Annotated in this window: 12 protein-coding genes; 6 read left to right on the top strand and 6 right to left on the bottom strand. The window is 36.6% G+C overall.

Annotated elements, in window-relative coordinates:
* The first annotated feature begins 319 nt into the window (after window positions 1-319).
* The 6 genes from BN67_RS05040 to polA all read left to right on the top strand — a co-directional run bounded on the left by BN67_RS05040 (window position 320) and on the right by polA (window position 7,161).
* Window positions 320-1,144: a pyruvate, water dikinase regulatory protein gene (locus BN67_RS05040; protein WP_019223054.1), complete on the top strand. Its 825-nt coding sequence runs from the start codon at window positions 320-322 to the stop codon at window positions 1,142-1,144.
* Window positions 1,145-1,154: 10 nt separating this feature from the next.
* Window positions 1,155-1,751, top strand: coding sequence for a Maf family nucleotide pyrophosphatase (locus tag BN67_RS05045; RefSeq protein WP_019223055.1), 597 nt, complete (start codon window positions 1,155-1,157; stop codon window positions 1,749-1,751).
* Entirely contained in the window at window positions 1,744-2,625 is an 882-nt protein-coding gene (locus BN67_RS05050; RefSeq protein WP_019223056.1) for a shikimate dehydrogenase, read from the top strand. Before BN67_RS05045 ends, BN67_RS05050 begins: the two co-directional genes overlap by 8 nt.
* Window positions 2,622-3,221, top strand: a complete 600-nt coding sequence (gene coaE / locus BN67_RS05055; protein WP_019223057.1) for a dephospho-CoA kinase — start codon at window positions 2,622-2,624, stop codon at window positions 3,219-3,221. The genes BN67_RS05050 and coaE overlap by 4 nt, the downstream gene beginning before the upstream one ends.
* Entirely contained in the window at window positions 3,214-3,921 is a 708-nt protein-coding gene (dnaQ, locus tag BN67_RS05060) for a DNA polymerase III subunit epsilon (RefSeq protein ID WP_019223058.1), read from the top strand. The genes coaE and dnaQ overlap by 8 nt, the downstream gene beginning before the upstream one ends.
* A 333-nt stretch (window positions 3,922-4,254) precedes the next feature.
* Window positions 4,255-7,161 (top strand): DNA polymerase I, encoded by a 2,907-nt coding sequence (gene polA, locus BN67_RS05065; RefSeq protein ID WP_026088177.1) that lies wholly within the window; start codon window positions 4,255-4,257, stop codon window positions 7,159-7,161.
* Here the strand turns inward: polA and BN67_RS05070 are convergent.
* From BN67_RS05070 to BN67_RS05100, 6 genes are all read right to left on the bottom strand, one after another.
* Window positions 7,158-8,030 (bottom strand): endonuclease/exonuclease/phosphatase family protein, encoded by an 873-nt coding sequence (locus BN67_RS05070; protein ID WP_026088178.1) that lies wholly within the window; start codon window positions 8,028-8,030, stop codon window positions 7,158-7,160. The genes polA and BN67_RS05070 overlap by 4 nt on opposite strands.
* A gap of 112 nt (window positions 8,031-8,142) precedes the next feature.
* Window positions 8,143-8,916, bottom strand: coding sequence for a Bax inhibitor-1/YccA family protein (locus tag BN67_RS05075; protein ID WP_019223061.1), 774 nt, complete (start codon window positions 8,914-8,916; stop codon window positions 8,143-8,145).
* Between the two features lie 1,337 nt (window positions 8,917-10,253).
* Window positions 10,254-10,757, bottom strand: coding sequence for a signal peptidase II (lspA, locus tag BN67_RS05085; RefSeq protein WP_019223063.1), 504 nt, complete (start codon window positions 10,755-10,757; stop codon window positions 10,254-10,256).
* An 18-nt stretch (window positions 10,758-10,775) separates the two neighbouring features.
* Window positions 10,776-11,603 (bottom strand): TrmH family RNA methyltransferase, encoded by an 828-nt coding sequence (locus tag BN67_RS12700; protein ID WP_026088179.1) that lies wholly within the window; start codon window positions 11,601-11,603, stop codon window positions 10,776-10,778.
* 2 nt (window positions 11,604-11,605) lie between these two features.
* On the bottom strand, window positions 11,606-12,538 hold the full coding sequence (locus tag BN67_RS05095) for a class I SAM-dependent methyltransferase (RefSeq protein WP_019223065.1): 933 nt from the start codon (window positions 12,536-12,538) through the stop codon (window positions 11,606-11,608).
* 161 nt (window positions 12,539-12,699) lie between these two features.
* The gene (locus BN67_RS05100) at window positions 12,700-12,999 is read right to left on the bottom strand and encodes a lipopolysaccharide assembly protein LapA domain-containing protein (protein ID WP_026088180.1); all 300 of its coding nucleotides are present in this window, start codon (window positions 12,997-12,999) and stop codon (window positions 12,700-12,702) included.
* Window positions 13,000-13,001 lie beyond the last annotated feature (2 nt).

Consider the following 13,001-nt stretch of genomic DNA (forward strand, 5'->3'; position numbering starts at 1 on the left):
TTTAAAAGATAAAAGATTTTCCAAAGAAACTTTCTTTATATAGATTTTTAAGAGAGAATTTTTTTTATTTAAGTCTGTGTTTAATGTGAACAGTTTATTATACTTCATTTATCCTCAACTTTATCCACATAAATAAAGTGAAAAAAGGCAAACAAAACATTCTTTTAGAGATATTATCCTTGTTATTTTAAATAAATAAGGACTTAAAAGTCACAACTGTTTGGTTTGTGCATAATTATGAAATTTTTTTCATAGATTTTAGTTTTATAAAATAGTCAGAGGATATATACACACCTGTTAACAAGGAGTTAAAATTTTTGTGACAATAGAAAAAAAATCCTTTCATTTGCACATGCTTTCTGATGCAACAGGAGAGACGCTCTTTTCACTTGGAAGAGCTGTTGCATCGCAATACACGATGAACCAGGTAACAGAGCATATATACCCGATGATTCGTAATGAAACGCAACTACAAAGAGCTCTTGATGAAATACAACAAGAACCAGGTATTGTTCTTTACACAATCATTGATAAAAAAATAAAACTGCTTCTTAAAAAAAAATGTGAAAAAATAAAAGTTCCCTGTGTTGATATATTACATCCTGTTTTGAATGCTTTTCAGTCTTATCTTGGAACACCAACAAATTTACGAGTGAGTGCACAGCACGATCTTAATGCAGATTACTTTCGCCGTATTGAGGCATTAGATTTTACTATAGAACATGATGATGGACAATCTCCCGGTGGTTTGCCGGATGCAGATGTGATCCTTGTAGGAATTTCAAGAACTTCTAAAACGCCTACAAGTATCTATTTAGCGAATCGCGGGGTAAAAACTGCCAATGTGCCCCTTATTCCAGGAATTGAGCTACCAGAATCCCTTTTTGAAGCAAAAAACGCTTTGATCATCGGTTTAATTGCTTCAGCGGAAAGAATCTCACATATTCGTCAAAATCGCGATTTAGGAAGTAGTTTCGCCATTGAAAGCTACACCAATCGTATCAACATAGCTGAAGAATTAACTTATGCAAAACGCATTTTCGAACGTTTTTATTGGCCTATTATTGATGTCACAAGACGCTCTATCGAAGAAACGGCTGCAGCTATATTAGAACTTTTATCGCGATTTCGTGAAGGAAAATGAAAGAAATCTTATGACAGCAGAGACATTAATATTAGCCTCTCTTAGTTTTTATCGTGCACAATTATTGAAAAAAGCAGGTTTAAATTTTTGCATTGAAGGAGCTTCTTTTGATGAAAGAGAGGTAGAAAAAAGTGAAAGAACAAAAAATTCTAAAGATCTAAGCTGTTTTCTTGCAAGCGCAAAGGCAAAAGATGTTTCTGATCGTTTTCCTAATGCTTTAGTCATAGGTTGTGATCAAGTGCTTGATTTGGAAGGAGAGGTTTTTCATAAAGTCACAAGCAAGAGAGAAGCACAACAACGTTTACGTGATTTATCAGGAAAAACTCATTCTCTTCACAGTGCGATCGCTTTATTTCAAAATGGCCAAGAGATTTGGGTGGAAGCATTTAGTGCTTCTATGTCAGTACGTCCTCTTTCATCAGATTTTATTGAACGTTATTTAACACGTGTAGGGACAGATGTTTTTAACAGTGTGGGTGTCTACCAAATTGAAGGAGAAGGAATCCACCTTTTTGAAAAAATCGATGGAGATTTTTTTACTATTATTGGTTTACCTTTACTGCCTTTATTAACAAAACTGCGTCATTTAGGGGTTATTGATGGTTGATTTGATATCAAAGGACAAGAAAGTAATTTTTCCACGTGCTTTTGTTGTTGGTACGCCTATTCACCATTCAAAATCGCCTAAAATTCATAATTTCTGGCTCAAACAATATAATTTACAAGGTGAATATCTGGCACAGGAAATAGTACCTGAAGAATTTGAAGATTTTCTCACATCAATACAAAAAAGAGGTTTTTGTGGAGGTAATGTCACTCTGCCTTATAAGCAAGAAGCCTTTCATTTTGTGAAATATAAAGATGATATAGCAACAATGATAGGCGCAGTTAATACGCTTTGGTATGAAGAAGACAAACTCTGTGCCACAAATAGTGATGCTTATGGTTTTAGTGCTAATCTTGATGATTTTGCTCCTGGTTGGGGAGGGGAAACGGCGCTTGTTTTTGGTGCAGGAGGTGCTGCGCGTGCTATTCTCTATGCTTTAAAAAAGCGTGGATTTAAACGTATTTACTTAATCAATCGTACAAAGCAACATGCAGAAAATTTAGCGGAGCATTTTGGAAAACTTGTTGAAGTCCACGATTGGCATAAGATAAATGAAATACTTTATCAAGCTGATTTGATTGTCAATACGACTTCTGTAGGCATGGCAAATCTACCGACAAGAAAGAGTGATTTTTTTCTTTGTGATTTTCGTAAGACAAAGGCAACAGTATTGGTGACAGATATTGTTTATACACCATTAATAACGCCTTTTTTACAACAAGCAAAAGCGCACGGTTTAAAGACAGTTGATGGACTTGGTATGCTTTTACATCAAGCTGTTCCTGGTTTTGAACGATGGTTTGGAATAAGACCAGAAGTCACAAAAGCATTAAGGAATACAATCTTAGAAGATATGGGTGAAAAAAGAGGATGAAAATCATAGGACTAACTGGATCAATTGCTATGGGGAAGTCAACAGTTGCTGATTTTTTTAAGCAGGCAGGTCTTTCCGTTTTTAGTGCTGATGAGATAGTACACCAACTCTACGATAGCCAGCCAACATTATCACTCATAGAAAATACTTTTCCTGATGTTGTTGAAAATGGCAAAATTAATCGGCAAAAACTTTCTAAGATTTTGATAAATGATCATAAAAAATTACAAACATTAGAAAAAATAATTCATCCTTTGGTTCGAAAAAAAGAAAAAGAATTTATTGATACAGCGCGTAAAAAGGGAAAAAAATTAGTTGTTCTTGATATTCCACTTCTTTTTGAAACAAAGAGTGAAAGACGTGTAGATTTTGTGGTTGTTGTTTCTGCACCACCCACAATACAAAAAGAACGTGCAATGATTCGACCGAATATGAGTGAAGAAAAATTTGCTTTTATTCATGCTAAACAAATGCCTGATGAAAAAAAACGAGAACGGGCTCATTTTGTTATTGATACAGGAAAAGATTTAGAGAATACACGTCAACAGGTTTTGAGTGTGATACAAAGTTTGCTAAAGAATGGAAGCCATGCGTGAGATTATTTTTGATACAGAAACAACAGGTTTGGATAAAAATAAAGACCGCATAATCGAAATTGGTTGTGTAGAGATGATTGATCGTTATCTTACAGGACGCCAATTTCATGTTTATTTAAATCCACAAGGTGTTATCATCCCTGATGAAGTTGTCGCAATTCATGGTTTGACCAATGAACGTTTAAAAAATGAAAAAAGCTTTAGTGATATTGTTGATGAATTTTTAGAATTTATCAATGGTGCGACAATGATTGCGCATAATGCTAGTTTTGATATTGGTTTTATTAATGCAGAATTAGGACGCGTAAATAAGCCACTGATCAGTGTTGATAATATTCTTGATACATTAGCTATGGCACGGCGTAAATTTCCCATGGGTCCGAATTCTCTTGATGTTTTATGCAAACGTTTTGGAATTGATAATAGTCATCGTGTTCTTCATGGTGCTTTACTTGATGCAGAGATTCTCGCTGATGTTTATATTGAACTCATTGGCGGAAAGCAGGGTGTCTTAGGTTTTGACAAGAGCACAAGCGCTGATGAAAGCACCCAAAATGATAAGAATGTCCTATACACTATTAAATCTCGACCACAACCCCTCCCTTCAAGGTTAAATGTGCAAGAAAAAACTATGCATGCTGATTTTATCAAAAGAATGGGTGAAAAAGCGTTGTGGAATCATTTCAAACCTTTTCAATAATCTTTTTTCATGAAAAAATCATTGAAATGCTTAAGGATGGTAAGATCTATAAAAATATATCGCCCAAAAAAACGGTCGTTGTGGGGAGGGGAACACCACAACGACCTTGTCGCTACTTCGTACCCTAGCTATCATAGGAGGAGCAAAATGAAAGCTATTATATCCTGTAACAGCAAAGAAAAGCTCTAGGTACTCACTATAAATCATAACGACGTGATATCTTATGAAAAGAAAAAATGGCTTTTTAGAGGCAATTCGATAAATTTAAAAAAAAATGAAAAAATATATAAAAATGAGTTGTTTTTTTTGCTGAAATGGAGAAATGAAATTGTCATGAAAGCGACAGATCACCTTTTTTTAGTTGATGGATCAGGTTATGTTTTTCGCGCTTATTATGCTCTACCGGCTTTAAAGCGAAAAAAGGATGGACTTCCTGTAGGAGCTGTCGCTGGTTTTTGTAACATGTTGTGGAAACTTCTCTGTGATGCACGTAATACAGCGACCGGCGTTGTTCCCACGCATTTTGCCGTCATTTTTGATTATTCATCTGATACATTTAGAAAACAAATTTATCCACAATATAAAGCCAATAGAGTAACACCTCCTGAAGATCTTATTCCTCAATTTTCTCTCATACGCCAGGCAACAAAGGCCTTTAATTTGCCTTGTATTGAAAAGGAAGGATTTGAGGCAGATGATTTAATTGCTACCTATGCGCGATTGGCAACAAAGGTTGGTGCAAAAACAACCATTATCTCTTCGGATAAAGATTTGATGCAATTGGTGAATACGCATGTATCTTTGTATGATGGAATGAAAGACAAACATATAGGTATTTCTGAAGTTGTAGAAAAATGGGGTGTTAAACCTGAAAAAATGGTTGATTTGCAAGCTTTAACGGGAGATTCGACGGATAACGTACCAGGCATTCCAGGCATTGGCCCCAAAACTGCAGCGCAGTTGTTAAAGCAATTTGGCTCTCTCGATATGTTGTTGCAGCGTGTGACAGAAGTGAAGCAAGCAAAACGGCGTGAAAACATTCAAACTTATAGTGAACAGGCAAAAATTTCTCGTGAACTCGTTCGGCTAAAAACAGATGTGCCTATAGACAATGATTTAGATGATTTTATTTTAGAACCCCAAAATGGTCCACGCTTAATTGCTTTTCTGAAAGCGATGGAGTTTTCGACATTAACACGTCGTGTTGCAGAAGCAACGGAATGTGATGCAGCAATGGTTGATTCGTTTGATATCGATATTGAGTGGAATGCTTCTATACAAAAATTTGATTCTGAGGCTAAGAAAGGTGAGAAAATAATTTCTGATGATTCTTTTGAAAATTCTCCACAAGTTTTGGCACAAAAACGTAAAAATCAAGCTATAAATCAAAAAGTTACAAGAAATGCTTATATTACTGTTCTTGATGAAGACGTTTTGAAAGAGTGGTTATTAGAAGCACAAGAGCAGGGTTTTTTCGCTTTTGATACGGAAACATCCTCTCTTGACCCTCTGCAAGCAAAACTTGTGGGTTTTTCACTTGCATTGCAGCCAGGAAAAGCAGCCTATATTCCACTTGAACATATTGAAGGGAAAGATGATCTTTTAGGGAATGAACGCATTATTGGGCAGATTGAAACACAAAAAGCTTTAGCACTTTTAAAACCAATATTAGAAAATGAATCGGTATTAAAAATTGGTCAGAATATTAAATATGATTGGTTGGTCATGAAGCAAAATGGCATTGTGATGCGTTCTTTTGATGATACAATGCTTTTATCTTATGCGCTAAACGCTGGAACTTTAACCCATAATATGGATGATTTATCTCAGCGTTGGCTTGGTCATAAACCGATTGCTTACAAAGAGTTAACGCATAATGGAAAAAAAATTTCTTCTTTTGCACAAGTGGATTTACAACAAGCAACCCATTATGCTGCCGAGGATGCTGATGTAACACTTCGATTGTGGCAGGTTTTAAAGCCACAGCTTGTTGCTCAGAAAATGACAAAAATTTATGAACGTTTTGATCGACCACTCATAGAAGTTCTTGCAAGAATGGAAGAGCGTGGAATTCTCGTTGATAGGCAGATTTTGTTACGGCTTTCAGGAGAATTAGCACAGGCTGCTTTTATTCTAGAAGAAGAAATTTATCGGTTAGCTGGTGAAAAGTTTAATCTTGCTTCTCCAAAGCAATTAGGTGAGATCCTCTTTGATAAAATCGGTTTGCTTGGAGGTGCTAAAACCAAGGGTGGGCAGTGGTCAACTTCTGCACAGACTCTAGAAGAATTGGCTGCTGAAGGTCATGTTTTACCACGTAAAATTATTGATTGGCGCCAACTTGCAAAGCTAAAATCTACGTATACAGATGCTTTGCCCACTTACATTTTATCAAAAACAGGGCGTGTTCATACGAATTATTCTTTAGCAATAACCTCAACAGGGCGGTTATCATCCTCAGAACCCAATTTGCAAAATATTCCTGTTCGAACTGCTGAGGGGCGTAAAATTCGAACAGCTTTTATTGCTCCAGAAGGACATGTCTTACTTTCGGCTGATTACAGCCAAATTGAATTGCGCATACTTGCACATGTTGCTGACATTACAGCGTTAAAAGAAGCTTTTGCTAGGGGACAGGATATTCACGCAATGACAGCTTCGCAAATGTTTGGGGTTGCTATAGAGGGAATGGATTCAGATATACGACGGCGTGCAAAAGCGATTAATTTTGGTATTATTTATGGTATTTCAGCTTTTGGATTAGCCAATCAATTAGGTCTTTCACGGCAAGAGGCAGGGCGTTACATTCAGCTTTATTTTGAAAGGTTTCCAGGGATTAAAGATTATATGGAAACAACGAAGGCATTTGCGCGCAAACATGGCTATGTAGAAACTATTTTTGGGCGTCGTGTCCATTATCCAGAAATAAAAACCTCTAACCCACAAGTCCGTGCCTTTAATGAACGGGCGGCTATCAACGCACCGATTCAAGGGTCAGCGGCAGATATTATTCGTCGTGCCATGATCCAAATGGAAAGCGCTTTGGAAAAAGAAAAACTATCAGCAAAAATGTTGTTGCAAGTGCATGATGAGTTGATTTTCGAGGTCCCAAAAGATGAAAGTGAAAAAACGATGGCTCTTGTCAAAAAGGTGATGGAAAATGCTACAATGCCTGTTCTTTCTTTGTCTGTACCGCTTGAAGTAAAAGTTATGGCTGCTCAAAATTGGGATGAAGCACATTAGCTTTTTTTGTTTATCTTGTTTTTAAGAAAGGTCGTAGAATTGGCAAGATCAAGATAAGCTTTGATAGGCAAGTGATCTGAGGCAATGCGCGCAAGTGGTGAATGATGTGTTTCGATACGCGTTACCAATTGATGAGGAAAAGCAAACACTCTATCAAGAGCGAGAAAGGGAAAGCGAGAAGGGAAACTTGGCATGACCTCAAGTGTGTTATCAAAATAGGAAGAAAAATGGTTTAAGGATGAACCTTTTCCTACGCGCCATTCATTAAAGTCGCCAATAAGAAGTGTGGGCATAAGGGGACGTGTTTGCAAAAGTGAAAGGAGCATTTTTGTTTGCTTATTACGAGAATGACGTAATAAACCAAAATGCGCAGCAATAACACGAATAAGACCTGCTTCCATTTCTAACTCTACAATCACAGCACCACGCGGTTCAATACCAGGAAGAGTGATTTGTAAGGTATCGCGTATATGTCCTTTTCGTAAAAAAAGAGCATTTCCATGCCAACCATGACCATGAGGTGACATGGTATTTAAAGGGATAGGAGTCAGACCTGTCTCATTTTGTAACATTTGAAGATCAATCAAGCCAACACGTTCACCAAAACGTTTATCTGCTTCTTGAAGTGCTAGAATATCAACTTGCAGTTCAGTAATAACACGTATAATCCGCTCAGGATTAAAAGCTTTATCAACGCCTACGCATTTATGAACATTGTAAGAAGCAGCAGTAAGATCATAATGATGATTATGGTTTATGGTATCTGATTGATGATAAGAGGGGTTGCGAATTGCCTTTAAAAGTGGATGATGCAACCTTTTCTGCATAAATGCAGTGAATCGAGGAAATCCTTGAGGGTTCTTTGTCATTATGTGAAGTGGATACGCCAGAAAGATAAATAAGGAATATTGGCACTCAAAACAAAAGAACCTTGTTTCTTGCGAAAAACAAGGTTCTTTGATTTAGTTATGAATGTTGCAATCAATCACGGTTAGAACCAAGAAATTGCAGTAAGAAAACAAACATATTAATGAAATCAAGATAAAGATTCAGAGCACCCATAATAATTTTACGACCTTGGGTATCAACACCATCTCCTTCATAATACATTAATTTGATATTTTGGGTATCATAAGCTGTTAAACCAGCAAATATGAAAACGCCAATAATAGAGATTGCAAATTGCAGAGCACTTGATCCAAGAAAGATATTAACAATCATGGAGAGTAACAAGCCAATCAAACCGATAAAAAGGAATGATTTTAGCCCTGTGAGATCGCGATTTGTTGTGTAACCATAAAGTGAAAGAGCACCAAAAGAAGCTGCTGTAATAACAAAAGTTTGCACAACACTTTCTGTCGTATAACGCAAAACGATTGAAGAGAGTGACAATCCAACGAGAGCAGCATAAACAAAAAAGAGGCTCCGTGCTGCACTTGTACTCAATGTGCTAATTTTGAAACTCAGGAAAAGCACTGCCACAAGTGGTGCAAACATAATAATATATGAAAGCGGCGATGTATAAAATGTTACTCCGAATGAAGTTAAGTAAGTACTGCTATTGATTTGAGCGGCAGCCTGGCTCATATCTGTCGTCGTTGCTAGTGACGAAATTACGTAAGCAGCAACGGCTGTAATAAGCAAACCAATGGCCATTGTATTATAGACACCCAGCATATAGCTGCGCAATCCTTGATCAATTGATGCATCGGCATGGGAAACAGACGCCGAACGTAAATTTTTGAAATCAGCCATAATATAAAGTCCTTTAGCATATGTTCCACCAGATGTCAGGGTTAAAAAGAAACTCTCCTGTCACGCTTGTCGGCTTGCATAAGCTCTTAACGCAGGAGATACACATAACCCCAGGCGCTGCTTGTGGAATTCCAGCATACCTCCCTCTATTATGGAGATTTATTTTAAAATTACAAGAGAGTTCTACGAGGAAGGAACCTTACAAATTTGTAAGAAATTTGTAAAAAAGAGCTTATTTTTATTAAAAATGTTGAAGTTTTTTGGGTGATATTTTTTGCAAGGGAAGTCAAAAATGAGAATATAAGTTTTTTGTGTTTTTCGGAAATGATTAAAATCTGTTGATAACAATCACTTTTTATATTTATGAAACAGTAAGTTAGAACAGACTATTATAGTCCCAAGTTCTATCGTTATGCACGATTCATGAAAGGAACATTGCCTGTTTGTGTGTTTATTTTAAAAAGAGACATCTTTTGGAGGTTCTTGGCCCATTTCGCGGCGTCGTCTGTGAATTGTATGCCGATAAATCCATTGAGCATTACCATCTTCACGCTTCTAAGGGTACAAGCCGTCATCATCACTCTATTTACTAGTTCATGGTGTATTTACCAATTCATGGTGTTACGGATATCCTTTGCATGACGGCAGTTCATGAGAGGTATTTTTTATAATTTTTATCCACATACCAATCACACTTATGGCGTACAAGCAAAGTGAATGAAATTGATTCGACATAAAGAGGATTAAAATGAGAGAATCTTATGGGTATTGGGAGTTATGATTCGAGCGCGATGACGACAAATTATAATTATAAATCAATGTATTGTATGGATATTGAACTTCAAAATAGCAATTTCAAGATCTACGCTAATTCATCTTTTAATTTGTTATTGAACGGTTTTTTACGGCCTCACTATAAGAAGAAAAAACACAACAGAACACGGTAATATCTGGTATATCTGAAAAAATAATTTTTGTCTTTAAAATCAATATATTAATATCATATAGGAAAAATATACAAAAAAGAAATTATAAAAGTGAAATCATAAATAAAGAGCCCACAGGTATTTTATCACAACGACTGCAGCCGTTAAAAAAGCAATAATGAAAAAATAAGAAAGTGAAAAAAATCGTTTGTTAAATAGATGAGCTAGGTTTAATGCTTTAAAAGCTGAAAATAATGAAAAAGAGGATTTTTCATAAAGTGATTATTCAAAAAGTAAGATAAAGCCCCTCCAAATATTAAATTATAAAGATACATACACCTTAATAGAAAGCTTATTTAACCTTACAGAAATTCGCATAAAATGTAATAATCTCAGGCAGTACACAGGTTCTCATTTAGAGAGTGTACGATTGGAGGAACGTTTTCCTTTTATCCAAAGACGCAATTCTTCAATAAGGATAGCAATAACACCAAGTGTAATAAAACTATCTGCAAGATTAAAAATAGCAAAGTAAAAAATATCATCGATATGAAAGAGTATATAATCAGTGACGTGATGAAGGCGGATACGATCAATAAGATTACCGATTGCTCCGCCAATGATAAGAGTGAGACCAAAGCGCGTTAAAAACCTATTATATTCAACACTCTTCCAAAGCCATAAGAGAAAAACAATAGTAACAAATGTAATGGCAATGAGCCCCCAATGAGAAAAGGAAGAAAAAAACGAAAATGCAATACCCGAATTGCGCACATGATAGAGAGAAAGAAAAGGAAGAAACGGGCTTTCTGTTCCCAAGGGGATACTATGTACAACCCAGTATTTTACTGCTTGGTCAATTCCTACCGTAAAAATCAAACCAAAAAGAAAAAAAGGCAACGATTTCCGTATCATATTCTATCCTTGTGTGATTTAAAGTGTTAAATAAGGGCGTCGAATTTCGTAAAGCATAAGAGCTGTTGCAATTGCCAGATTCAGCGAATCAGCGCGTCCACTTTGTGGAATACGTGCGAGGTGATCACAATGATTTGCAAGAATATCTGGTAAACCGTGCTTTTCACTACCCATTAAAAGCACAATAGGACCATTTTTGAAATCAATTGTACGATAATCGGTAGATCCTTTGAGATGTGTACCAACGATCATGCTTTTAAAGTTTGCAGACCAGTTTAAAAAGGCACTTTCATCACAGTGGTAAAGAGGGATAGAAAAAATTGATCCCATTGTTGCACGTACTGTTTCAGGTGAGAAAGGGTCTGTTGTCTCACCGATCAAAATCACGCCCTTGGCGCCCACGGCATCAGCAGTGCGAATAATGGTACCAAGATTTCCAGGATCACGCACTCGGTCAAGTGCGATATAAACATCTTCGACCTGCCCTTGTATTGTTTCAAGTGATTGCCATTGTTGTTTAAAAATACCAACAACTGTTTGTGGATTATCACGGCGGGTAATGGCTTCCATGACCTTTTGCGAAGCTTTAATGACAAAACCGCCATTGGCTACAGTGCGTGCAGCAGTATTTTCAATCGTGGTGTTACCAATTTGGCTTTTGGAAAAGATAAGTGTTTGTATTGTCCATCCGAGATTAAGAGCATCGATCACCAATTTCAGTCCTTCTGCCATAAAGATACCTTCTCTATTGCGGTTTTTCTTTTGGCTAAGTGCTCTCAGATCTTTTATAATGGGATTACTAAGAGAGGTGATTTCTTTAACTCTACCGATTTTAGTTATACACATATTCAAGCAGTCCAACGGCTAAAAAGCGAAGTAGAAAGGGCACGTCCAGCAGCTTCTTCACGCAAGATCAGTTCTCCTGATTCAATAGTGCCACCAAGATTAACTAATTCATCATGCATTAAGGCGTGAAGTGCGTAGAAGGAAGCGCGAATAGAATAGGCTGTAAGTACAATGGAAAGAGGTTTATCAGAGAGAAGTTTGCGACAGTTTGTGATTATAGCTGGTAAGTGATCGAATAATTGCCAAACTTCACCATGAGGTCCACGTCCATAGGCAGGAGGATCAAGAAGAATTATATCATATTTTTTGTTACGACGAAGTTCACGCTCAACAAATTTTACAGCATCATCGCAAATCCAGCGAATAGAGTGGTTTGGTAGTCTTGCTCTTTCTTGATTGGTTTTTGCCCAAGCGATAGCTTTTTTAGAAGCATCAACATGTGTCACATTTGCGCCGGCACGTGCACCAATCAAAGAAGCAATGCCTGTATAGCCAAAAAGATTGAGCAATTTGACTGGTTGTGCAGCTTTAACAATTTGTTCTTCCATAAAACGCCAATGGGCATCTTGTTCAGGAAAAACACCCACATGACGAAAGGAAGTAAAACGTCCTAGAAAAGACAATCCATTCCAAGAAAGTGGCCATGTTTCATGAAGTGGTTTTTTGGGAAAATACCAGCGACCAACACCTTCTTCATCAAGGTTGCCGGTGAAAATAGCGTCAACATCAGTCCATTGTTTTTTTGAGAGAGTTGGCTTCCATAATGCTTGACCTTCAGGACGGATAATGCGGTAAGCACCATAACGTTCTAGTTTTTTTCCATTACCAGAATCAATGAGAGCATAATTCGCGCTGGCACCTGTTTCCAAAATAAGAGGCACCTGCTCCTGCGGATATCTATCATTATGATGAGGTTGAAAGTATTGTGCAGGCATGTTTCTTTTCACGATACAGGTACTTTAAAAATGGACGTCAAGTTTTTTGAGTTTCTCGTAAAAGTGCAAAGATTTAAAGTCAATTAAAGCATGTATAGAAAAAAAGAGAAAGGGTACTTTTGGTTTTGCCATGAGTGCCACGAGAAAAAAGCTTTAGAACATTACTCAACCATATTTGTAATCGACATTTTTAATTTTTCGAGTTCATCTTTGCTTTTTTTTAGAGTTTTTTTGCACTTATAATACGCAAACCAATTGGTTAAGTTTCCTAATAAAACCCCAAAACCTAAAAAAATGAAGAGCCATATAAAAAAAGGAGCATTATAAGTAAAATTTTTAGAGCTTATCCCAAAGGGATTGAGCGTTAATGTAACCATTTGATGGTTAGCTATGATAAAAACAACCAAAAATACTGTAAGAATTATCGCAATAATCACTAAAAGGACATGTTTTATTACCATAA

This window comes from Bartonella rattaustraliani AUST/NH4 (genome assembly GCF_000312565.1).
Lineage (GTDB): Bacteria > Pseudomonadota > Alphaproteobacteria > Rhizobiales > Rhizobiaceae > Bartonella > Bartonella rattaustraliani.